This window comes from Candidatus Nitrosomarinus catalina (assembly GCF_002156965.1).
Taxonomy (GTDB): Archaea; Thermoproteota; Nitrososphaeria; order Nitrososphaerales; family Nitrosopumilaceae; genus Nitrosopumilus; species Nitrosopumilus catalinensis.
The window spans coordinates 1,177,491-1,200,246 of the sequence record NZ_CP021324.1 but is presented as its reverse complement, the minus strand read 5'-3'; the positions used below and the strand labels follow the sequence as shown (position 1 = coordinate 1,200,246).

At 31.9% G+C, this 22,756-nt stretch carries 30 protein-coding genes and 3 tRNA genes; 15 read left to right on the top strand and 18 right to left on the bottom strand.

Annotated features, from left to right (window positions below; genetic code table 11):
• Positions 1–79 precede the first annotated feature (79 nt).
• A tRNA-Val gene (locus NMSP_RS07275) sits at positions 80–154 on the top strand.
• Positions 155–225: 71 nt separating this feature from the next.
• The gene (locus NMSP_RS07270) at positions 226–1,206 is read left to right on the top strand and encodes an adenylate/guanylate cyclase domain-containing protein (protein WP_086908126.1); all 981 of its coding nucleotides are present in this window, start codon (positions 226–228) and stop codon (positions 1,204–1,206) included.
• Between the two features lie 5 nt (positions 1,207–1,211).
• Here the strand turns inward: NMSP_RS07270 and NMSP_RS07265 are convergent, their stop codons facing one another.
• Positions 1,212–1,721, bottom strand: a complete 510-nt coding sequence (locus NMSP_RS07265) for a hypothetical protein (RefSeq protein WP_225971272.1) — start codon at positions 1,719–1,721, stop codon at positions 1,212–1,214.
• Between the two features lie 76 nt (positions 1,722–1,797).
• On the opposite strand from NMSP_RS07265, the gene NMSP_RS07260 reads away from it, so the two are divergent.
• A complete protein-coding gene (locus tag NMSP_RS07260) occupies positions 1,798–2,049 on the top strand; it encodes a hypothetical protein (RefSeq protein WP_086908125.1) in 252 nt (83 codons plus the stop codon).
• Position 2,050: 1 nt separating this feature from the next.
• On the opposite strand, the gene NMSP_RS07255 is transcribed toward NMSP_RS07260, so the two are convergent.
• On the bottom strand, positions 2,051–2,932 hold the full coding sequence (locus NMSP_RS07255; protein WP_086908124.1) for a radical SAM protein: 882 nt from the start codon (positions 2,930–2,932) through the stop codon (positions 2,051–2,053).
• A gap of 68 nt (positions 2,933–3,000) precedes the next feature.
• Here NMSP_RS07255 and NMSP_RS07250 point away from each other — a divergent pair, with 68 nt between their 5' ends.
• From NMSP_RS07250 to NMSP_RS07240, 3 genes are all read left to right on the top strand, one after another.
• Positions 3,001–3,357, top strand: coding sequence for a reverse transcriptase-like protein (locus NMSP_RS07250; protein WP_086908123.1), 357 nt, complete (start codon positions 3,001–3,003; stop codon positions 3,355–3,357).
• A 62-nt stretch (positions 3,358–3,419) separates the two neighbouring features.
• Entirely contained in the window at positions 3,420–5,516 is a 2,097-nt protein-coding gene (locus NMSP_RS07245) for a 4-hydroxybutyrate--CoA ligase (RefSeq protein ID WP_086908122.1), read from the top strand.
• A gap of 70 nt (positions 5,517–5,586) precedes the next feature.
• A complete protein-coding gene (locus NMSP_RS07240; RefSeq protein WP_086908121.1) occupies positions 5,587–7,113 on the top strand; it encodes a 4-hydroxyphenylacetate 3-hydroxylase family protein in 1,527 nt (508 codons plus the stop codon).
• A gap of 14 nt (positions 7,114–7,127) precedes the next feature.
• Here NMSP_RS07240 and NMSP_RS07235 read toward each other — a convergent pair whose 3' ends face one another.
• Positions 7,128–7,805: a signal peptidase I gene (locus NMSP_RS07235; protein WP_086908120.1), complete on the bottom strand. Its 678-nt coding sequence runs from the start codon at positions 7,803–7,805 to the stop codon at positions 7,128–7,130.
• A gap of 39 nt (positions 7,806–7,844) precedes the next feature.
• Complete coding sequence (locus tag NMSP_RS07230; protein ID WP_086908119.1) at positions 7,845–8,609, bottom strand: PRC-barrel domain-containing protein; 765 nt, start codon at positions 8,607–8,609, stop codon at positions 7,845–7,847.
• A 116-nt stretch (positions 8,610–8,725) separates the two neighbouring features.
• Between NMSP_RS07230 and trxA (NMSP_RS07225) the strand changes: the two genes are divergently transcribed.
• Entirely contained in the window at positions 8,726–9,052 is a 327-nt protein-coding gene (trxA, locus tag NMSP_RS07225; RefSeq protein ID WP_086908118.1) for a thioredoxin, read from the top strand.
• Between the two features lie 71 nt (positions 9,053–9,123).
• On the top strand, positions 9,124–9,663 hold the full coding sequence (locus NMSP_RS07220) for a zinc ribbon domain-containing protein (protein WP_086908117.1): 540 nt from the start codon (positions 9,124–9,126) through the stop codon (positions 9,661–9,663).
• 19 nt (positions 9,664–9,682) lie between these two features.
• On the opposite strand, the gene NMSP_RS07215 is transcribed toward NMSP_RS07220, so the two are convergent.
• The 3 genes from NMSP_RS07215 to NMSP_RS07205 form a co-directional block, all read right to left on the bottom strand.
• Positions 9,683–10,042 (bottom strand): zinc ribbon domain-containing protein, encoded by a 360-nt coding sequence (locus NMSP_RS07215; RefSeq protein WP_086908116.1) that lies wholly within the window; start codon positions 10,040–10,042, stop codon positions 9,683–9,685.
• A 43-nt stretch (positions 10,043–10,085) separates the two neighbouring features.
• Positions 10,086–10,157: transfer RNA gene (locus NMSP_RS07210), tRNA-Ala, on the bottom strand.
• Between the two features lie 41 nt (positions 10,158–10,198).
• Positions 10,199–10,396, bottom strand: coding sequence for a hypothetical protein (locus NMSP_RS07205; RefSeq protein ID WP_086908115.1), 198 nt, complete (start codon positions 10,394–10,396; stop codon positions 10,199–10,201).
• A gap of 74 nt (positions 10,397–10,470) precedes the next feature.
• On the opposite strand from NMSP_RS07205, the gene NMSP_RS07200 reads away from it, so the two are divergent.
• The gene (locus NMSP_RS07200) at positions 10,471–11,868 is read left to right on the top strand and encodes a dihydroorotase (RefSeq protein WP_086908114.1); all 1,398 of its coding nucleotides are present in this window, start codon (positions 10,471–10,473) and stop codon (positions 11,866–11,868) included.
• Here NMSP_RS07200 and rpiA read toward each other — a convergent pair.
• From rpiA to NMSP_RS07165, 7 genes are all read right to left on the bottom strand, one after another.
• Positions 11,861–12,535, bottom strand: coding sequence for a ribose 5-phosphate isomerase A (gene rpiA, locus NMSP_RS07195; protein WP_086908113.1), 675 nt, complete (start codon positions 12,533–12,535; stop codon positions 11,861–11,863). The two genes, NMSP_RS07200 and rpiA, sit on opposite strands and share 8 nt — an antisense overlap.
• A complete protein-coding gene (locus tag NMSP_RS07190) occupies positions 12,536–13,495 on the bottom strand; it encodes a hypothetical protein (RefSeq protein ID WP_086908112.1) in 960 nt (319 codons plus the stop codon).
• Entirely contained in the window at positions 13,496–13,663 is a 168-nt protein-coding gene (locus NMSP_RS07185; protein WP_008297772.1) for a 50S ribosomal protein L37e, read from the bottom strand. It abuts the gene before it with no gap.
• Positions 13,664–13,673: 10 nt separating this feature from the next.
• Positions 13,674–13,910, bottom strand: coding sequence for an LSm family protein (locus NMSP_RS07180; protein WP_086908111.1), 237 nt, complete (start codon positions 13,908–13,910; stop codon positions 13,674–13,676).
• A 56-nt stretch (positions 13,911–13,966) separates the two neighbouring features.
• Positions 13,967–14,689 carry a creatininase family protein gene (locus NMSP_RS07175; RefSeq protein ID WP_086908110.1) on the bottom strand — a complete coding sequence of 241 codons (723 nt, stop codon included), beginning with the start codon at positions 14,687–14,689 and terminating at the stop codon, positions 13,967–13,969.
• A 5-nt stretch (positions 14,690–14,694) separates the two neighbouring features.
• Positions 14,695–15,537, bottom strand: coding sequence for a formyltetrahydrofolate deformylase (locus NMSP_RS07170; protein WP_086908424.1), 843 nt, complete (start codon positions 15,535–15,537; stop codon positions 14,695–14,697).
• 52 nt (positions 15,538–15,589) lie between these two features.
• A tRNA-Leu gene (locus NMSP_RS07165) sits at positions 15,590–15,677 on the bottom strand.
• 47 nt (positions 15,678–15,724) lie between these two features.
• Here NMSP_RS07165 and glmM point away from each other — a divergent pair.
• From glmM to infB, 6 genes are read left to right on the top strand one after another with little or no spacing between them, the layout of a single operon-like run.
• Complete coding sequence (gene glmM / locus NMSP_RS07160) at positions 15,725–17,074, top strand: phosphoglucosamine mutase (RefSeq protein WP_086908109.1); 1,350 nt, start codon at positions 15,725–15,727, stop codon at positions 17,072–17,074.
• 35 nt (positions 17,075–17,109) lie between these two features.
• The gene (rpl7ae, locus tag NMSP_RS07155; RefSeq protein ID WP_086908108.1) at positions 17,110–17,496 is read left to right on the top strand and encodes a 50S ribosomal protein L7Ae; all 387 of its coding nucleotides are present in this window, start codon (positions 17,110–17,112) and stop codon (positions 17,494–17,496) included.
• Positions 17,493–17,702, top strand: a complete 210-nt coding sequence (locus NMSP_RS07150) for a 30S ribosomal protein S28e (RefSeq protein WP_067960819.1) — start codon at positions 17,493–17,495, stop codon at positions 17,700–17,702. The genes rpl7ae and NMSP_RS07150 overlap by 4 nt, the downstream gene beginning before the upstream one ends.
• Positions 17,703–17,711: 9 nt before the next feature.
• Positions 17,712–17,912 carry a 50S ribosomal protein L24e gene (locus tag NMSP_RS07145; protein WP_067960816.1) on the top strand — a complete coding sequence of 67 codons (201 nt, stop codon included), beginning with the start codon at positions 17,712–17,714 and terminating at the stop codon, positions 17,910–17,912.
• Positions 17,913–17,914: 2 nt separating this feature from the next.
• On the top strand, positions 17,915–18,316 hold the full coding sequence (gene ndk, locus NMSP_RS07140; RefSeq protein ID WP_086908107.1) for a nucleoside-diphosphate kinase: 402 nt from the start codon (positions 17,915–17,917) through the stop codon (positions 18,314–18,316).
• A 6-nt stretch (positions 18,317–18,322) separates the two neighbouring features.
• Positions 18,323–20,104 (top strand): translation initiation factor IF-2, encoded by a 1,782-nt coding sequence (gene infB / locus NMSP_RS07135; protein WP_086908106.1) that lies wholly within the window; start codon positions 18,323–18,325, stop codon positions 20,102–20,104.
• Here infB and trxA (NMSP_RS07130) read toward each other — a convergent pair.
• The 4 genes from trxA (NMSP_RS07130) to NMSP_RS07120 all read right to left on the bottom strand — a co-directional run bounded on the left by trxA (NMSP_RS07130) (position 20,101) and on the right by NMSP_RS07120 (position 22,702).
• The gene (gene trxA / locus NMSP_RS07130) at positions 20,101–20,502 is read right to left on the bottom strand and encodes a thioredoxin (RefSeq protein WP_086908105.1); all 402 of its coding nucleotides are present in this window, start codon (positions 20,500–20,502) and stop codon (positions 20,101–20,103) included. The genes infB and trxA (NMSP_RS07130) overlap by 4 nt on opposite strands.
• A 43-nt stretch (positions 20,503–20,545) precedes the next feature.
• On the bottom strand, positions 20,546–20,692 hold the full coding sequence (locus NMSP_RS08545) for a hypothetical protein (protein WP_192866164.1): 147 nt from the start codon (positions 20,690–20,692) through the stop codon (positions 20,546–20,548).
• 38 nt (positions 20,693–20,730) lie between these two features.
• Positions 20,731–22,209: a CFI-box-CTERM domain-containing protein gene (locus tag NMSP_RS07125; protein WP_086908104.1), complete on the bottom strand. Its 1,479-nt coding sequence runs from the start codon at positions 22,207–22,209 to the stop codon at positions 20,731–20,733.
• A 76-nt stretch (positions 22,210–22,285) separates the two neighbouring features.
• Positions 22,286–22,702, bottom strand: a complete 417-nt coding sequence (locus NMSP_RS07120) for an archease (RefSeq protein WP_086908103.1) — start codon at positions 22,700–22,702, stop codon at positions 22,286–22,288.
• Positions 22,703–22,756 lie beyond the last annotated feature (54 nt).

Below are 22,756 nucleotides of genomic sequence, written 5' to 3'. Positions count from 1 at the left end.
TCTTGATTATTTTTTATCAGATTTCCATATTTTACCATGTCTCAAAGTTTAAATGGATTTCAACGAGGTATGTTTCAGTGGGCTCATAGTCTAGCTCGGTTATGACGTCGCCCTTACACGGCGAAGATCCGGTGTTCAAATCACCGTGGGCCCACTTTTTTATTATATCTGCAAAACTGAGAATAACGTCATTGCTATTAATCATAATGATCATATAACTAGCATATGTCATCTTTTACATTTTTCAGTCTACAGAAAAAATTACTTGTGTTGGTTTTATCTACAACTTTAATTTCTATATCTACAACAACTGTAATATTTCTTAATTTTGAAAAAATCTCAATTTTTCAATCACAAGTCAATATCGTAATAATCGGTATTTCTTTAATGATTGGATTAAGTATTTTGACATATTTTTTAGCAAAACGTCTTTCTGAACCTATTACAAAACTTAGTGAAGCAACATATCAAATTTCACGTGGTGATTTTAATGTTAGAACCAATATTAAATCTCGTGATGAGATAGGTGATCTTTCTGAATCCTTTGATAATATGACCAAAAAACTTCAAGAGGCAGAAATTACAATTAAACAAAAAGAAGAAGTAATCAAACAACAAGAGGATATACTTCTAAAATTTTCTCAACATACTCAAAATGATTGTGTTGCTGTAATTGATATGAAAGATTCCACAAAAATTTCTGCTACTTTATCCGATGATAATGTTACTAAATTATATGAAATTTTTCTAAATTTTATGGCTAAAATTGTTAAAAATTATGATGGTGAAGTGGTAAAAAATATTGGCGATGCTCTAATGTTTAGATTCCCGAACACAGATCTTAGTGACTCTAAAGTCACAAAAAATATTTTAGAATGTTGTTTGAATATGATTGAATCACATTCTGATTTAAAAAAACAACTTCTAGAAGAAAAAATGCCTGAATTAAATTATAAAATAAGTATTAGTTATGGTTCAGTTAAAGTAGCTCAGAGTAGTACATCTACAATAAGTGATATTTTTGGACCAACTGTTAATCGATGTTTTAAAATAAATTCATTATGTCCTGAAAATAGTTTGATTATTGATAATAATTTGTATAATGTTTTTAAAAATTTTAATGAATATGATATTTCTCAATTACCTGAAACTGAAATAAATAAAAAATATGGATACAAAATCTTCCAAGTTCAAAGAAGAAAATAATTTACTTACCCAATTTTACAACAGCTTTTACTTTGTAACCCTCTGGTAATCCAATAAATTGAAAAGATCAATACCCCTACTGAAATAAATTTCAATTCTAATCCTTGCATTGGAAATAATGATAGTCCACCCACTGCTCCTAAAATTACGGCTAATGGAGCAGTACATGCAGGACACCCAGGTGTAAATGCAGCAAAAACCCCTCCAAAAAGTGCTGATGAATTTGTTTTTACTGAATTGGGTTTTACTGAATTCATTTTTTTCATTTGATTGATTTTGAATGCCATCATTGCAAAATTTATTCCTGCTAAAGATGAAATCACCACTGTTAGTCCAATAGATGTAAAAATGTAAAATGGTGCTATTTGTAATTCTGCATCAAAATGAGTCGGTAACATTGACATTGTCAAAAAATAATAAACTACTCCTAAACCTAAACCACTACCTATTCCAATCATAGCATATTTTCTCATTGTTAAAACATTTGAAATTAATTGGAACTTTGTTTGCATCATTTTAAAATAAAATCTATCATATTTTAAGCATTTTTGATAACAAAAGATTCTTAGCCCTTATTTTTTGATGATATTCATGACTGAATTTTCCACTACTGAAAAAACCATTTTAGTGCAATATGGGATTAAAAAATATGAAAATGAAGAAACAGTTTTTGAAAAATTAAAAACTGTAATGAGTGAAAAAGATATTCAAAGGAATATTGATACTTTAATTGCAACACAAATAGTTAGACGGATTGGTCCTGAAGTTCTTCAAAATAATGAAAGTCATACTGAATTACCTGATCTTCCTGATAATCTAAAATCTATCATTGAGAATTTATAATTTAAAATCCTCTTATTCCTTGAGGACGTACGATTTCTGGATGGTCCTTCATCCATTCTACTTTATCTAACATTTCTTGTTTATCTTGAGGGAATGTACCTTTTACAGTATATGCATTTGAACCATGATTTACTCTAAATATGATTTCCTCTTCTGTGTTAATTTGATTAACTAATTCATAAAGTTCCTCTAATCCTTCATCATCATTTATTTTGACAAATTCACCATTGTACTTATCAATGAATTCTTGTTTGATTCCATTTTCTAGGTATAATGTCAATGCACCAACATAATTTGGTGAGCATGCACTAATCACTTCTGCCGTACCTTTGATGTGTTCTTTTGAATATTTTTTTCCACCCAATCCTAAAATTACCATACATGACATGATGTATCCTGCTTCTTTTGCTTTGTTAACTGATTTGATGATTGTTTTTGCAACTGCACCTTTTGTTACTTTTTTCAAAACCACATCAGAACCACTTTCAATTCCTAAATAAAACATATCCAGTCCTGCATCATTCATTTTCTTCAATTCTTCAGGTGTTTTTTTCAAAATATTCATTGGCATAGCATAACATGAAATTCTTTCGATATTTGCAAATTTTTCTCTAATGTATTTTAAAATTTTAATCATGTATTCAGAATCAAGATTTAATGCATCACCATCTGCAAGAAATACTCTTCTTGTTTCTGGAACATATTTTGCCATCATATCAATTTCGGCTTTAACATCCTCCCATGGTCTTTCAGAATATTCCTTTGATCTATACATGTCACAAAATGAGCATTCGTTAAATGAACAACCTAATGTAACTTGGAAAATCAGTGATCTAGCTTCAGAAGGTGGTCTGTATAGTGGCGCATCATAATTCAGCATCATTTTTTATTCATTTGACTTTGTTTGATTATCTTTTTTATACTTTCTATTTTTAATATAGTCAGTAAAAATTGAAAATTAGTGTTTATGTCGACGGTTCTGGTGGTTCAGATGGTGGATTTGGATTTTTTGTCAAAGAAACTGGAGAATCATTTTACGAAAAAAAATCTGAAATTACAAATAATCAAGCAGAATATTTGGCAATAATTTCTGCATTAAAGAAATTTGCAGATACTGATGATGAAATTACTATTTTCAGTGACTCTAAAAATACGGTAAATCAATTAAATCATGAATTTGCTATAAATAATGAAAAACTCCGTGATTTAGCCAGAGAATCGTGGTTGATTATTGCAAAATTTTCTAATCTATCCATAGTTTGGATTCCAAGAAAAGAAAATCTTGCAGGTAAGATGTTAGGTAGTTAAAATCATAGATCAGAAATTTCTATGAATAACTTTATTATACAAAATCTTAAATTCATTTTATCATGGCCGAATCTGTATTTTTGTCACCAAAGTCAATCGCTGTAATTGGTGCTTCAGATAAAGCTGGAAGTGTTGGTGCTACAATTACCTCAAACATTATGAATGGTTTCACAGGTGTTGTTTATCCAATTAGCCCATCACGTGATCAAGTATTTTCTAAAAAAGCTTACAAAACTGTTCTAGATGTTCCAAAACAAATTGATTTAGCAGTAATTGTGATTAAAAATACTCTAGTTGCACCCGTTTTAGAAGAGTGTGGAAAGAAAAAAATCAAAGGAGTCATTATCATTACTGCTGGTTTCAAAGAAGTTGATGAAGAAGGTGCAAAACGTGAACAAGAAATTAAAGATATAGCTAAAAAATACAAAATCCAAATCATTGGACCAAATTGTCTTGGAGTAATGAATCTTGATCCAAAAACAATGATGAATTCAACATTTCTAAAAATTACACCAAAATCTGGAAAGATTGCTCTAGTTTCTCAAAGTGGTGCAATATGTGCAGCTTTAGTTGAAGATGCAAGTGCTCAAGGAATTGGTTTTTCAGCAGTTGTGAGTCTTGGAAATAAAGCTGCAATGAGTGAAGTTGATGTACTAAAAATTCTTGCTAATCATAAACAAACTGAAGTTATTGTAATGTACCTTGAAGATATGGGAGACGGACAAGAATTTCTTAAAGTTTGTAAAAATATTACTAAAAAACTCAAAAAACCTGTTCTTGTTTTAAAATCTGGGCGTAGTCCTGAGGGTGCAAAGGCTGCAATGTCTCATACTGGAGCACTAATGGGTTCAGATGAAATCTATGATGCTTTACTAAAACAATCTGGTGCAATTAGAGTTGATACAATGGAAGAATTATTTGATTATGCTACAGCATTTTCTAAACAACCATTACCATTATCTGGTGATCTTGTAATTGTTTCAAATGCTGGTGGCCCTGCAATTATTTCAACAGATGCCTGTTCAAAAATGAATATCAAAATGGCTGATATCACAAGTGTTAGAAAAAAAATTGACGCAGTAATTCCTCCTTGGGGAAGTTCTAGAAATCCTGTTGATATTGTAGGAGATGCTGATTTTAATAGATTCAATAATGTTTTAGACAGAGTTCTTGCACACCCAAAAGTTGGTTCAGTAATTTCTATGTGCACTCCTTCTGGAACATTAGACTATGATAAACTTGCAGAAGTAATTGTCACAATGTCAAAAAAATACAAAAAAACAATGCTTGCTAGTTTAATGGGATTGGATGAGGGAATCACAAATAGAGAAATTTTAGCAAAAGGCAATGTTCCATATTATACATATGCTGAAGGTGCAATTCGAACACTTGCAGCAATGATTCGATTTAGAAATTGGGTTAAATCTCCAAATGGCAAAATCACTAAATTCAAAGTTAACAAATCAAAAGCTCAGAAAATTTTTGATAAAGTCAAAAATGAAAAAAGACCAAATCTTTTAGAAGAAGAGGGACAAGAAGTTCTCAAAGCATATGGTTTACCCCTTCCTGCTAGTTCACTTGCTACTACAGAAAGTGATGCTGTAAAAACTGCAAAGAAAATTGGCTATCCTGTCGTAATGAAAATTGCTTCACCACAAATTATTCACAAATCTGACGCAGGTGGTGTCAAAGTAAATCTAACAAATGATGCTGAAGTAAAAACTGCATTCAAAACTATTATTAAAAATGCAAAAAAATATGATAAAAAAGCCGAGATTAAAGGAGTTCTAATTGTAGAGATGGTAAAAGGTGGTAAGGAATTAATCATTGGTTCAAAATTAGAGCCTGGATTTGGTCCAGTAATTATGCTCGGTATGGGTGGCATTTATGTTGAAGTTCTAAAAGATGTTACATTCAAACTTGCACCTGTAACTGATAAAGAATCAGATGATATGATAGCCTCAATTAAAACTCAAAAACTTCTTCAAGGAGTTCGTGGCGAAAAACCATCAGACATTGCAAAATTATCTGAATGTATTCAGAGATTATCTCAATTAGTCTCTGACTTTAAGGAGATCAAAGAATTAGATATGAATCCTGTACTTGTAATGGAAAAAGGAAAAGGTTGTAAAATTTTAGACGTTAGAATAGGTCTATGATAATATTTTGTTCATAAAATTATCTATTTTGGAATTCAGACTATTTATAGAACTTAAGCATAATTAGGATATGGCCGACGAGTCTAAAGTAATAAGATCTGGAGATGATTACATTGAAAGTCTTAGAAATAGAAATCTCAAAGTATACCTTTTTGGAGAATTAGTTAAAGAGCCTGTAGATCATGCAATGATTAGACCATCAATTAATGCAGTAGCTGAAACTTATGATCTTGCAGTCCGTGAAGAATCTCTTGCATCAGCAGATTCATCAATTACTGGATTGAAAGTTAATCGATTTTTACATATTGCAGAGAGCGCTGAAGATTTAGTTTTACAAAATAAAATGCAAAGAAAATTAGGACAAAATACTGGTACTTGTTTCCAACGATGTGTTGGTATGGACGCAATGAATTCCTTACATTCTACAACATTTGAAATTGATGAAAAACATGGAACTGATTATCATAAAAGATTTTTAGAATTTGTAAAAATGGTTCAAAAAGAAAACCTCGTTATTGGAGGTGCAATGACTGATCCTAAGGGTGATAGAAGTAAAGGCCCTTCTGAACAAGAGGATCCAGATCTTTTCACAAGAATTGTTGATACTGACGAAAAAGGTGTTTATGTTTCTGGAGCTAAAGCACATCAAACAGGATGTATTAACTCTCATTGGATAATTTTGATGCCGACAATTAGATTAACTGAAAATGATAAAGATTGGGCAATTGTAGGCGCAGTTCCGGCAGATGCAGAAGGAATTACTTACATTTACGGTAGACAATCTTGTGATACTAGAAGTATGGAAGAAGGTGACATTGATGTTGGCAATGCAAAATTTGGAGGACAAGAGGCCTTGATAGTTTTAGATAGAGTGTTTATTCCATGGGAAAAAGTTTTCATGAATGGAGAATTTGAATTTGCATCAATGCTTGTTGAACGTTTCACCTGTTACCATAGACGTAGTTATGTTTGTAAAACTGGATTAGGTGATGTGCTAATTGGTGCTGCTGCAACAATTGCAGATTATAATGGCGTTCCAAAAGTTTCTCATATTAAAGATAAAATTATTGAGATGACTCATCTTAATGAAACAATTTTTGCAGCAGGTATTGCATCTTCACATCAAGGACAGAAAATGAAATCTGGTGTATTTCTCAATGACGATATGCTTGCGCAAGTATGTAAACACAATGTAACTAGATTCCCTTATGAAATTGGAAGACTTGCACAAGATATTGCAGGTGGATTAATGGTTACTTTGCCATCTGAAAAAGATTTTAGACATCCAGAAGCTGGTCCAATGTTAAAAAAATATCTTGCAGCAAGAAAAGGTGTAGATGTAGAAAATAGAATGAGAATTTTAAGATTAATTGAAAATATGACTCTTGGTAGAAATGCAGTTGGATATCTTACAGAATCCATGCATGGTGCTGGATCTCCACAGGCTCAAAGAATCCAAATTCAGCGTCAAATGCAAGTTGGATACAAGAAAAATTTAGCAAAGAATCTTGCTGGTATTACAAATGATGTTGAAGAACCTTCAGAACCATCTGATTACTTTAAACGTGTTTTCAAAACAAAAGATTCTGTTCTTTAATTCTAATAATTAATTTATTGATTATTTTCTTTATCTTCTTTTGATTTCTCTTCATTTTGTTTAGACTCATCATTTTTCTCTTCAGAAATTTCTGATTTGTCAATATCTGTAGAATATTCAGAATCTGCTTCAATCTTTCCAATATCGGATAATTCTTCCAATGTTTCTTTACTGACAATGTCTTCTACATCTTTTTTCTTTCCTGTAAATTGTTTAATTATCATGATTCCTATTACAATTGCAATAATGATGTAATTCATTGGGGGTTTCAAGATTTGTGTAATGTATCCAACTTGTGGAATGACATATGCAACTTTTCCAATATATTCCTCTTCTGTAATTGGATAATCTGTTCCTCTGATGAATGAGGGATTTGCATCACCTTGTGTTCTAACTGTAAGTGGATCTTCACTAAGAATAGATTCAACCCTGTGAACAATCACTCTATTATGATCTGAAGGTCTATCAAATACAATTATGTCTCCTACTTGAACTTCTTCAAATGGTTCATGACCTTGAATAACTATTATGTCATAAACTTCCAATGCTGGAATCATACTTCCACTAGCAACAACATAAAATGGATTTTGTGTTCCAAATGCGGCTTGTAATCCAATCCAAATTACTATAACTGCTATTGCAACAATTGCAATGTCTTTGATAACACCCTTTGAGATAGATCTTTTAGCCAATTACATTATTTCCTTAGTGATATTCATTAAATTTGTTAATTATTGGATTTTTGTTCCACATTCTTCACAGAATTTAGAGCCATCTTTATTGATAAATCCACATTCAGAACATTTTCCTGGTTGAGCTGCAGCAGCTTCTTCTGGTTTTCCTAGTAATACTACTTCTCCAACTTTTTTAATTGAAGTCCAAGGAATGCTTCCTTCTGTTCCATCATTTTTAGTAATTACTAAGACCATTGATTGTGTATTGGCATCAATACCGACCTGTTTTGCAGTACCAATTTTATTTGCATTTTCATCTATGACATTTCTTCCTTCAATTGAACTGACTGAAGCTGAAGAACTTGGCTGTGTTGTTTCTACTGTAGGTGTTGTTGTTTCTACTGTAGGTGTTGTTGTTTCTACTGTAGGTGTTGTTGTTTCTACTGTAGGTGTTGTTGCATTTGGATCTAATGGCTTTGCACTTCCAACTTCTCCTTCTTCATTTGGTTTTTTGAATTCTCTATATTCTGCAATTGAAGCATTACATGAATTACAAATATACTGACCTCTTTCTGCTAAAACTAAATTTTCTGCAACTTCTTCATTTGGATTTTCAAATTCTATTTTTGGTGGACCTTCAAATTCTTTTTCACATGTATTGCAAAAATGTTTAGTAATTTTGTCTCCATCTAATCTGCCAATTGGTGCTAAAAATAAATCTGGACCTCCTAAATTTCCTTTCATTTGTTGTTCATCTGTAACTGTGGCCATAACGTAGCCTCCAGAACCTCTCAATTTTTTCAATCTAAGTTCTGAACTCATAACTCATTTTTATCAAAACGTCATTTAAGTATATATGAAATTTAGTCCAAGATTAAAAAATAACATATTGAAATTTGGTGAACGTTTTTAGGTGTGATAATTAAATCACAATTATAATGGGAATTACTCAAATTTCAGATACAAAGTCATGGGAAGTAGATGTCATTAATTCTGACGTTCCTGTATTTGTAGACTTTTGGGCCGAATGGTGTGGTCCATGTAGAATGGTAGGTCCAGTAGTTGAAGAACTAGCAAATGACTATGACGGCAAAGTAAAATTTGTCAAGGTTAATGTTGATGAGGCCAATGAATTAGCTTCAAAATACAACGTCTTTAGTATTCCAACCTTAATCCTCCTTAACAAAGGTGAAATAGTTAGCCAACAAGTTGGTGCTGCTTCTAAAGAATCATACCAAAGTATGATTGATAGAGCACTAGCATAAATTACTAAAAATACGTTTTTTCTTATTTTTTCATCCTAAAGTAATTAATATTACAAAAATTGAGTCTGAATATGTCATTTGGTGAAGTAGATACACTTGGAATGCTTTTTGATAAACTACAAAGTTTGTTTGATGAATCTCAAGGATACTATGAATCATTTTTAGACACTAACAATATGTACAAAAAAGGTCAAATCAGCGACAAAGAATTTTTTCAAAAGTTAGGTGATTATACAGTTGCATATTCTGCATTAGAATTTTTAGCAATCAAAGTGATATTTGAATTAAAAAAATCTCAAGGTTCCAATTCTGGTAACACACAATCCCCTGGGTTGATGCCAGGAATGGGTCAACCTGGAATGATGGCAGGTGGAATGGGTCAACCACCAAGATCTGGAACAGCACAAAATCCTGTTGGTGGCAGTCCGCCAGGAATTGTATCTGCACAAGAAGCATTTGGAGATGTTGGAACTTTACCTTCACCTGATCCAGCATTAATGCCACGACAAACTATTTCGCCACAACAACAACCTGGAAATGGATGTAATTCATGTGGTGCTGAATTGAGACCAAATTCAAAATTCTGCACAAAGTGTGGATCCAAAGCATAAAATTAAAAATATTATTTTCTTATTCTTGTGTTGTGCCACATTCAGGACAAAACTTTGCTGTCATTGATAAACTAGTACCACATTCTGAACAAAACTTTCCATCTGTTTTTACTTCATTGTATGCATTTCCTACATTTGCTGAACTTTTTACTGCCCCAGTTGGAACGTATGTTTCATCATCAATTAAAACCGGTTCAAAATCCTGTTCTGTTAGATAGGTCATCATTCTTGGAATTCCTTTTCCTTCATTATTGGGATCTGGCACTGAATCACCCATCCAAAATGCAAATCTCATTAGAGTCAATTCTGGTGTAGAAAATGCCAATGTGTGTTTTGACATATAATCTTGTGCTGCCTTTTTACCGTCAAAAACTTCCATGATGACGGTATTTTCTATTAATGTATAATAGTTTCTGGTAAAATGGACCGAGAGGGAATCGAACCCTCGTCATCTTCGTTGCGAACGAAGCATTATACCCCTAAACTATCGGCCCTCAAATTATTTGGGCAAATTTGGGCTTTTATTCATTTTTAATTATTCTAATCCTTTTTCTAACTTGATTTTTTTAATTACGTCTTTGACTAATTCTTCATCCTTTACAACCAATTCTTGTAGTTTTTTCTTATATTCTTCATCCCCCCATTTTTCTTGATTAAACATCTCTTTGACTAATTTCACAATTTCAGATTTATTTCTCTGATGATCACGTCTTGCAATCTCTGAACCTTCCATGATTTTTCATTTTGTTTAATCAACTTAAGCGTATTCCTTAACGCATAATAGAGTCTTTGATGTAAAATTTCTTGATGACCTATGATACTGTAATTATTGATTCACATGTAATTCTTCCAACTGGTATGATTGACAAAAATATTGTAATTGATGATGGAAAAATAATAGGTTTAACAAATGATATTCCTGCATGTGATCATAAAATTAATGGAAATGGATTAATTTCAATTCCTGGTGCAATTGATACACATGTTCATTATGGAGTTTATTCTCCAATTAATGAAGCTGCAAAAACTGAATCTCATGCTGCAGCAATAGGTGGAGTTACAACTATGATGCGTATGCTTAGATTAGAAAATGCATTTTCAAATTCTTTACAACCACAATTAACAACTTCATCTGAATATCATTATGTTGACTATGCTATACATGCTTCAATTTTCACACAAAAACAAATTGATCAAATGAGTTTTTGCACTGATAAAGGAATCACATCATTCAAAATTTACATGAATCTTGGTGGTGAAGTTGGTCATGTATACATGGATATGCCTCCAAATTCTTCTAATCTTGTTGCATCTAAAGTAAATGTGACAGATGAGCTTGTAGAAAAAATTGTAAAGAATGCAGCAAAACTAGGATGTCCAGTACTTGTTCATGCTGAAGATTATGAGTCATGTGGATGTGGAATTAAAAAAGCTAAAGAAAAAAATCAAGATGGGTTATCTGCATGGTCTTCTAGCCGTTCACCTGAATTTGAAGCTAAAGCAATCAAAACAGTATGTAAGTTTGGAAGAGATTATGATTGTGTAATTTACTTTGTTCATATTGGTTCAGAACAAGCATTATTACAAATTCAAGAAGAAAAAAAATTGGGAACTAAAATTTTTGTAGAAACATGTCCTCATTACCTTACATTATCATATGAAAAACAAAATGGTTATCTTGCCAAGGTAATGCCTCCAATTCGAACTGAAAATGACCAAAAGGCAGTTTGGAATGCACTATCTAATAACCAAATTGATACTATAGGAACAGATCATGTTGCTAATCAACTTAAACTAAAACTTGATGGTGATGATGTTTGGGGTGCATTAGCTGGTTTTCCAGGAATAGGTACTTCATTACCAATATTACTCAATGATGGAGTTAATCATAATAGAATTACACTTGAACAATTTGTGAAATTTACTAGCTATAATGCTGCTAGAATTTTTGGTATGTATCCAAAAAAAGGAACCTTGGAAAAGAATTCTGATGCTGATGTAACTATGATTGATTTGAAAAAAGAAAAAAAAGTAACTTCTGAATTATTTGGAAGCTTTTCTGATTATATTGTCTACGAAGGGCGTAATTTGAAGGGCTGGCCTGTAAAAACTATAGTTAGAGGAGAATTAGTTGCAGAAGACTTTGAGGTAATTGGAAAACTTGGACATGGAAAACATGTTTCCAGAATAATTACTTCTAAATAATTTCAAATTTACCGTTTGTTTTAGCTTTGTAAATTATATCTGGTTTTCTCAAAAAAATACCTGACTCAAAAACTCCTGGTATTTGTTTGATTTTTTGTGTTAATGTTTTTGGATTTTTTATTGTTCCAAAGTCACAATCTAAAATTATATTTCCATTCTCTGTAAAGAATGGGTAACCTCTATCTAAAGATCGAATTTTAGATTCTCCTCCTAATTTTTTAATTGAATTAATTATTGCATTCCTTGCTAATGGGTGAATTTCTATTGGTACTGTTCTTGTAAAATTTTTAACAAATTTTGTTTTATCTGCCATTACCACTACTTTACTTGCAAGACTGAACAAAATATTTTCTCGAAGTAATGCACCCCCACCACCTTTGATCACATATTTTTGTGAATCAATTTGGTCTGCACCATCAAAAACAATGTCTATGTGATTTATTTGATCAGATTCTATTAATTCTATACCTGCTTTTTCTGCAACTAATTTGATTTGTAATGATGTTGGAATGCCTCTGATATTGTAATTTTTTAATTTAATCAATTTGGCAAGTGATTTTACTAATGAAGTTGCTGCTCTACCACTACCTAATCCAATTACTTGGTTATTTTTAATTAATTTTAGTGCATCACTTGATAATGCCTCCATGGCATCATCGTAGGACAATTATTCTACCTCAGCTTGATCAAGTTTTGATAGTACTCTCATAATATCGCCCTTGATTTTATCCAAATCATCACCATCATCATCAAAATCATCATCGATTGTTGAGGTTTTTGGTTTTTGTTCTGGTTGTGGAAGTGCCTTATGTTCTGTAATTTTTGCTACTTCTTTTTCTAAATCAGGTTTATTTTCAGTTAGGATTTCTGGTTTTGGTGTAATTGATTGAATAATTTCTACTTTATCTTCAACTTGTTGTTTTGGTTGAACAATTTCTTTTACAATTTCTTCTTTTGGTTTGATTAATTCAGTTTGAATTATCTTTGGTTTTGGCATTGGTTGAACAATTTCTTTCTTTTCAAACAGTGGGAATTTTGGTTCACTTTTTGAAATGTTTGTTAATGTTGTTAATTCAAATGATTGTCTAGATTTTGATGGTGGTATTGCAATTGGATCTATTTTTACTTCCTTTGGTTTTTCAAAATTAAATGACTCTTTAATTGATTTAGAAATATGTTTTTTAATTTCTTCTTTTTCTTGTTTTACTTCTGGTGTCTGAATTTTTGAATTTGCCATTTTTGATGATAAGTCATATAATCTATCATCAAGTTTTGATAATTTTTGATCCATTAAACTTATCAAACCATCTCCCACAGGACCTAAATCTGGATGTTTACTAGCTTGTTCAAGTTTTTCTAATTTAGCTAAAATTGTTCCTAACTGATGTTGATATTTTAGAAGAAGTTTATCTTTTTGAATTTTAGAAAATTCATTGTCAGATTGATATAATCTTGAAATTGTTTTTGTGAGAATATCTTTTTCAATTTTTAAAGAATTAATTTGATTTTTAATGTGTGAACTAGCACCTAAACTTAGTAATTGATTTTTGTCTCTTGGCATTTTTCTTACAGCAGCTGCTGTTGCAACTCCTGCAATTGAACTAAGAATTAAAGCAATTTCTTGCATCTATGTATACCATTTAATCCAGGAATACTTTCTTCGTTTAGCCTCTGGAAATCCACAACTTGCGCATTGGTGATGACGCTTGTGAAGTGAATTTTTACCACATCTTCTACATCTAATATGGACTTTCTTTTTTGTAAATCCACCCATAGAAGTAGTACCCTTTGTCATTCCAAATCACCTAATTTGTTGGAGGTGGAGGGGATATCATTACAACATTATCTCCTCTGACTACGATGGAACCAAGGCTTTTTGTCTCGCCTTCAGCAGGAATTTCTTCTGAAGAATCGAGTAGCAGATTCATGTGTTGATCAAAACCTAAAAGATTACCTCTAATTGTTTTGCTTCCTTTGAGTTTTATTAATACAACTTGATTAATACTCTCATCCAATACTTTTACTGCCATATCAACGGACATCTATATCACTCATTGACTTCAATATTGAGGGATTATATTAAAATATCATTGTGTACCTATAACCTATCTTCAGTAAGGTAAGTTTGACACTTTTTTGATAATTTTTCTACAATTTCATTTAAAATTTTTATTCCGTCCTTTTTGGTAGCCTTTCTTGGATCTCCCCAAATCCCATTTTTGGTAGCTTTGGGAAATGATTGATTAGCTAATTTACTAATTTTAGTAATTTCCTGTTTTGTCATTTTATCTGTAGTCAATCCTTTTTTTGCTAGGTTCATTTTGACATTTTTTGAAATTGCTAGCATCAATGATGTTTCTACAAATCCCGCATGATCAAAATCTCTGTCCATAAAATGCCAATATGATAGTGAATACACTTTCACTTTATTTTTCAAAATTTTCTTAATTTTTAAATCAAAATTTCTAATTGAATTTAAATTCCCATGGTGACCATTAATTATGAATATTGTTTTAATATTATTTTCTGATAATGATGTACACAAATCTATCAGTATCGTTCGTAATGTAGATTCCCTAACACTCAAATTAAAAAATGGTGTATGTTCAAAAGAAACTCCGTAAGTTATAGTTGGAAGAAGAAGATATCCATTTTTATCAGAAATTTTTTTAGAAACACTTGATACAATATCTGAATCAGTTGAAATTGGTAGATGTGGGCCATGTTGTTCAATTGAACCGATTGGAATAACTGCAATTTTCTTCTTATTTTTAGTTAAATTTCTTAAAATTGGATCAAATTGAGATGTGATATCTACCATTTAATTCACTTTGATTTAATGTGAACTTTTCTCCAGCGGACTTCAAGTTTATTTTCTAAATGCATCTTTGTTGCTTTCAGTAAAGTATCTGCCTCAAGTTTTTGTCCTTTTGATTTTATTTTCTCTAGAGTATCATTTGGATCAACTTTGAAAGAATCTTGAAATATTATTGGTCCCTGATCTAAATTTTCTGTTACGTAATGTGATGTTACACCAACAATCTTTGTACCTCTCTCATAAGCTTGTGCATATGCTGATGCACCTGGAAAAGCAGGTAGTAGTGATGGATGAATGTTAATTATTCTATTTGGATACCTCCAAACAAAATTAGGACTGAGAATTCTCATATATCTTGCAAGAGAGATTAAATCAATATTGTATTTTTTACAAATATCAATAATTTTTTCTTCAGCCTTTGTTTGATTCTTTTCTTCCACTGCAATGAATGGAATTTTTGCTTTTCTTGCTATTGGTTCTAATGACTTTTCTGTACCAATAATGACTGAAATTTTTCCTTTCAATGATTTTCTATTTGCAATAAATGTTTGAAGACAAAGTGGTTCTTTGGTAACAAATACTGCAATATTTTTTTCCAAATTTGTTTCATGATGTGTATTTACATCCATTTTTTCTTTTCTTGCTAATTTTTGAATTTCAATATCAAATTTTTTTACATCTAATTTTTTAGAAAATGAAACTTCTAGATACATGCCAAAAAGATTTTTGATTACATTTTGATTTACTTTTTCAATGTTTCCTCCTCTAGAAAATGCAAAATTAGTAAATGCGGCTACAATTCCTTCTCTATCTTTACCGACAACTGTAATTCCTACTACTGTTTTTTTCATAACTTTGTATGATGAAGTTTTTCTCATTATTAATCATTCACAGTAATTAAGATGGTGCGGGAGGTGGGATTCGAACCCACGAACTCCTAAGAGATAGGGTCCTAAGCCCTACGCCTTTGACCAGGCTGGGCGACTCCCGCAACGACTTTGCCATTAAACACAAATTTATCTATTATTGAATACTTTCATGGCGAAATATTTTGGAACTAATGGAATTAGAGGTATATTTGATGAAGATTTCACTTTAGAATTTATTCATGAAATGACCTTATCTGTTGGAACTTATTTTGAGAAAGGACCAATTTTGATTGGATATGATGGACGTGAATCTAGTCCATTAATTTGTAAAATCATTACTTCAAGTCTTAATTCAATTGGAATTGATTGCAATGTAGCTGGACTTGTTCCAACTCCTTGTCTAGAATATGCCGTAAAATCTCTTGGCTATTCTGGTGGAATAATGATAACAGCTTCACATAATCCACCTCAATACAATGGAATAAAACCTGCTGGAAATGATGGTGTTGAAATTTCACGTGAAGATGAATTGTTAATTGAGGATATTTATTCTAAAAAAAATTGGCTACCACGTCCTGAAAAATGGGGAATTACCAATGAAGAAACTAAAACAATTGAAACATATCTTAGTGGAATCCTAACTCATATTGATTCTAATCTTATAGAATCAAAACCTTTCAAAGTTGTTTTAGATTTAGGTAATGGTGCACAAGCTGTTACTGCACCTAGTTTTTGCAAAAAATTAAACTGCGAAGTAATTCTTGTAAATGAAACCGTTGATGGTCAATTTCCAGGACGTGGTTCAGAACCTACTCCCCAAAATCTTTCAGTTCTTTCAAAAACAGTCATAGAAAATAAAGCTGACTTTGGAATTGCATTTGATGGTGATGGTGATAGAAGTATTTTTTGTGATGAACTTGGAAATATTTTGACTGGCGATAGATCTGCATTAATCCTCATTAAACACATTTTAAACAAAAATCCAAATTCTTTGGTTGTCACTTGTTTGAATTCTGGTACAAATACTGAAACGTTGACTGAAAAATACAATTCTAAAGTTTTGCGTACTAAAGTAGGAAGTGTTGAAGTTTCTAGAAGAATGCTTTCAACAAATGCATTAATTGGATTTGAAGAAAATGGTGGATTCATGTTTGGAAAACATAATCAAGTTAGAGATGGCTGCATGAGTTTGGGATTAATGCTAGATTTTTTATCTACTACAAATAATTCCTTATCTCAAGAAATTTCTCAATTACCTCCTTCATTTACTACTAAGGATAAAATTGAATGTTCAGAAGAAAATGCCAATAAAATAATATTTTCATTGAAAGATGAATTTCCTAATTCTGATACTTCTGATGGAATAAAAATTACTCTTGATGAAAAAAATTGGGTTATGATTAGACCAAGTGGAACTGAGCCGATCATTAGAATTTATGCTGAATCTACTGATCAGGAGAATTTAGAGGCTTTAATGACAAAATTTCTTAAAAAAGTTAAGTCAATCATTTCCAGATAACACTTTTAATACCATACACAGGATTCGATAATACTATGGGAAAAGCCTATTACGTTAAATTTGAAACCCCTGAAGATTTGGTTAGTCCAATCTTGGAAGCCGTTAGAGTTGCATCAACCAGCGGTAAAGTCAAAAAAGGAACAAATGAAGCAACCAAGGCTATTGAACGTGGTACTAGTAAATTAATTGTAATTGCTGAAGATGTTGAACCACCAGAGGTAGTAGCACATCTTCCAATTCTATGTGAAGAACAAGGTGCAGCATATGCATTTGTTCCAAATAAAGAAGAATTAGGCAAATCATTAGGTATTGATATTACTTCAGCCGCTGCAGCAATTTTGGATGCAGGCGATGCACAACATATCGTCGACCAAGTTACAACAAAAATTGCTGAATTAAAAGGCGGTAAATCTGAACAATGAGCGCAACTGAAGAAGTAGTAGAATCTGAAATTATTCAAATTGTCGGTAGAACTGGAATTGCCGGTGAAGTTATTCAAGTTAGAGTTAAAGTTCTTACAGGTAAAGATAAAGGAAGAATTCTTACAAGAAACGTAAAAGGTTCTGTTAGAATGAATGAAATTTTAATGTTAAGAGAAACAGAAAGGGAAGCAAAGAAGATCAAATAGGTGATATGATTGAGTCTCTTAGTTAAACCATGCAGTTTTTGTGATAGACCTGTTGCAAAAGGTTCTGGAACAATGTTTGCTAAAAATGATGGAACTGTTTTATGGTTTTGCTCAGCAAAATGTAAAAAAAATGCATTAGTCCTAAAACGTGACCCAAGAAAATTAAAGTGGACTAAAAAACATGTCAAAGGCGGAATTAGAAAGAATTAGAATTGACTGAACAATCATTATTCATTGTAAAACCTGATGCAGTAGCTAGAAATTTGGTTGGAGAGGTAGTTTCAAGATTTGAAAGAAAAGGATTCAAACTTTTAAAATTAAAGATGTTCACATTTACCCAAGCACAAGCAGAAAATTTCTACGGTGTTCATAAGGATAAACCATTTTTTGGTGAATTGACATCTTTTATTACATCTGGACCTGTGGTAGCTGCAATTATAGAAGGAAATAATGCAATTGCTACGACCAGAATAATGATTGGTGCTACTAAATCTTTTGAGGCAGATCCTGGTTCTATCCGAGGTGATTTTGGTTTAGGATTCAGTGAAAATATTATTCATGCATCAGATTCCCAAGAAAGTTTTGATCACGAGTCAAAGGTAGCATTTGAGTGATATGATTTGCAAATTCGTCAGCCCATAGTTGCAGTTCTTGGTCACGTAGACTCTGGTAAAACATCTCTTTTAGATAGAATTCGCGGTACGGGTGTACAAGGTAGAGAGGCAGGTGGAATTACTCAACATATCGGTGCAAGTTTTCTTCCAACTGAAACCATCAAAGATACATGCGGACCTTTATACAAAAAATTAGAACAATCCGAAAACAAAGTACCTGGATTGTTAGTAATCGATACACCGGGTCACGAGGTTTTTACAAATTTACGTTCTCGTGGGGGTTCAGCTGCTGATATTGCAATTTTAGTAGTTGATGTAAATCGAGGATTTCAACCACAAACTAATGAAAGTCTAAAAATTTTACAAAGTAGAAAAGTTCCATTTGTAGTTGCATTAAACAAATGTGATCAAATTTCTGGATGGCGAAAATCTGAAACCAAGTTTATTTCCCAAGCAATTAAAGAACAAGACGCATCCATTCAAACGGACTTAGATCAAAAAATCTACGATGTAGTGGGTACGTTGTCAATTTTGGGATACAAATCAGAAGCATTTTACCGTGTTGAAGATTTTAAATCAGAAATTGCTATTGTTCCAATTTCTGCACGTTCTGGTGTCGGAATTCCTGAATTACTAAGTGTTTTAGTTGGACTAACTCAACAATATTTGCAAAAAAGATTAGACCAAGAAGAAAAAGAACCACGTGGAATTGTTTTAGAAGTCAAAGATGAAGTTGGGTTAGGACAAACTGCCAATATTATTTTAATTGATGGAACTATTAAAAAGGAAAATAGTATTGTTGTAGCAAAACGTGATGCTGTAATTGTTACTAAACCTAAGGCATTACTTTTGCCAAAACCTCTTGACGAAATGAGAGATCCTAGAGATAAATTCAAACCAGTTCCTCAGGTTGATGCAGCTGCTGGTCTAAAAATTGCATCACCTGAACTTGAAGGCGTTCTTCCTGGAAGTACTCTTTACGTTGCAAAAAATGATGCTGAAATTGAAAAATTTACTAAACTCATAGAATCTGAGATGCAATCTATGTTTATTGATACAGAAACTAATGGAATTATTTTAAAATGTGATACCATAGGCTCACTTGAGGCTATTGTTGAGATGTTAAAACGTTCTCAAGTTCCAGTAGCAAAAGCTGACATTGGCCCAGTAAATAGACGCGATGTTATCGAAGCTAAAGCTATCAAAGAAAAAGATAGACATCTTGGAATTGTTTTAGCATTTAATGTTAAGATATTGCCTGATGCACTAGAAGAATCCGAAACAAGTCATATCAAATTATTTGAGGACAAAGTAATTTACAGTCTAATTGACAATTACAACGCTTGGGTTGAGGAGGATTCGGCAAATGAAGAAGATGCAATGTTTGCTGAATTAACACCAATTTCTAAATTTACATTTATGAAAGGAATGGTATTTCGTAATAACAATCCTGCAGTTTTTGGTGTTCGCATTGATGTTGGTAATTTAAAACATAAAATTCCATTTATGAATATGTCTGGAAGAAAAGTTGGAATTATTCACCAACTCCAACTTGATAAAAAAACTGTATCTTCTGCAAAAACTGGAGATGAAGTTGCATGTTCTGTTAAAGATGTTACAATAGGCAGACAAATATTTGAAGAAGATGTGTATTATACATTTCCTCCATCACCTGAAGCAAAAAAAATACTAAACAAATTTTTACACAAGTTAAGTAGTGAAGAACAGGAAATTTTTACTGAGATAGTTAGACTTCAACGTGAAATAGAACCTATGTACGGTTACTAGTTTGAGTGTTTTTTACAAATCATATGAATTCCAGGTGCACCTACTGCACCCATCATTTTATCAATAATTTGTCCTGATTTGAACATGATAAATGTTGGAATTGATTGAACTGAAAATTTCATTGATATGTTTTGATTTTGATCAACATTGACTCTTGCAAATTTTATTTTTGGATATTGTTTTTCAAGACTTTCAAATATTGGATGCATTGATTTACATGGTCCACACCATTCAGCCCAAAAATCTACTAATGTTGGAGTTTCTGCTGAAATAATTTGATCAAAATTTGAACTGTTCAAATCTATTATTCCAGGCTCAATTTTTGGTTCAGGCTTTTGATTAATCATGGCATCTAATTTTTTTTGCATAATTTTTGCTATTTCCGGATCTTCTGACAATAAATAACAAAATTTGCTTCTCTTAAAAAATCTACTTTAAACACTACTCATCTAATGTTTTGATTGGAATCGGTTCGAATCTTCTTGATTTACAAATTGGGCATTGATCAATGTATTTTGTAAAACTTACAGAAGTATATGCAATTCCACAATCTCCACAAATTCGTAAATTTCTTGCTAATTTTCCCATATTATTAATGAAAAAACATTCGGATTAAAAGTTAACTTTTAGAATCTTCTTCTAATTACAGCAATACCAAATGCTGGAAGTCCGATGTACATTCCAAGATTCAATGCAATTACTGACAAACCAAGTCCCAAGACTTCGCTTTCAGTTTCAGCACTTTCCATGATGGATAACGTGCTAATCATTGGAGTCAATCCAGCTTTTACAATTTCTTTAAACACTGGACTTTCACGTTCCATGTCTGCAATTGTTGGACTGAATGAATAGTATGCTTCATTGAATGTTGTCATAAATGCAGATCCTGATTCTGTGTTCATCAACTGGTTGTCACGAATTTCTCTAAGCATCTGAACTTGGGGTGCGAGTTCTGAGCCGTATGCTGCTGTTGCAATTAGACAGCCGCCGCCTTCTTTCTCTATAGATTCTGTTACAACAATTTCACAAACACCATCAGGATTTAGAAGAGTTCCCTGTCCACAAATCCCAAATTCTGGTTCTTCCAATCCAACTGCTTGATAAATTGAAGAATATTGAGAGTAATTACTATCAAACCACTCTTTGTATGTTTCTTCATTGTTGTATCTGTCCACATAACTTTGTGGGTCTTTTGATGTGTCAACAAAGGAAGCAGGAATTTGCAATGGTTCTTCCAATCCAACTGCTTGATAAATTGAAGAATATTGAGAGTAATTACTATCAAACCACTCTTTGTATGTTTCTTCATTGTTGTATCTGTCCACATAACTTTGTGGGTCTTTTGATGTGTCAACAAAGGAAGCAATTGTAGACTCAGCTACTGGTTCAGCTACTGGTTCAGCTACTGGTTCAGCTACTGGTTCAGCTACTGGTTCAGCTACTGGTTGTTCATATGCTTTTTTTACAATAATCGTAACACTTTCTTTATCTTCTTGATCATCTGCATTTACAATTATATTAAAATCATAATTCACATCTTCAATATTTCCATGTGATGCACTTGGAGTCCAAACAAATTGTCCTGTAGAATCAATTGTAGCTCCAGTTGGTGCATTTTCTAAACTATAAATTGGATTTGTAAATGTTGAATCCGTAATACTAACACTAAATGAAACTGTTTTGTCTACTTCTGTAATTTTGTCCTCAATAGAATTTAATTCTAAAATTGAAAATGTTTCCTCTAAAACTTTGTTGCCATCAAATTCTAAAGATATGCTAATCCCATCAGATTTTTGAATACTGAATGCTGTAAATTGATATGTTCCAATTGCTGAAAAAAAGTTACTAACATTTTTTGGTGTTGTTTTAAATTCTCCATTGGAATCTGATGTTGCTCCAATAAAATAACTTTCTTTTTCATTTGGATTTTCTATTACTATGTTGATCATTGTATTTTTTTCATTGGTTGTCCCTACAAACACAATTCCTTCCTCACTTGTGTAGAAACTTTTTTCAATTGAAAATTCAGTTACTTCTGCATAAGCGGGCATTACCATGATTAAAAATAGTGATAATATTCCTAAGCTTACAATCTTTATTTTCATATTATTGATTTGAAACTTGACTTTTAAAAAATAAGCATAGTTTTTTCCCCTTTATAGCAAATAATTATTCACTAAACTACAAGTCAAGCAAGAATTTCATGTACACTTTATCCTCATTTTTGATAATCATTTCATAAAATGTAGGTGCTTTTATTTCGACTTTAAAATTATGCTTCTTCAAGTCTAAATTCTCTCCAAATGCCTTTGCTTGAATCTTATACGTTTCATTCATTTCAATATTAAATTCCAGCCTTTTAATTGCAAATCCTTCAGTTATCAGAATAAATGGAATTTCTTCAAGCCAACTGAATAATAGGTAATACAGATCTTTTCCTTGAGATACAAATTCTTTAGTTTCTATTTCTTCAACTTTATCTTGGTCTAATGTTAGATTTATGACAGCATCTGCTGCTGTAGAAAATGCTTCTTTGAGGTCTTTTGCATTAATTTCAATTATTGCATCTGTGGAGTGATCTAAAAATTTGTAACTCAATCATTGTTTTACATTTATCTGCCTATTAATTTACGTGGTTTGAATATCTTTTTT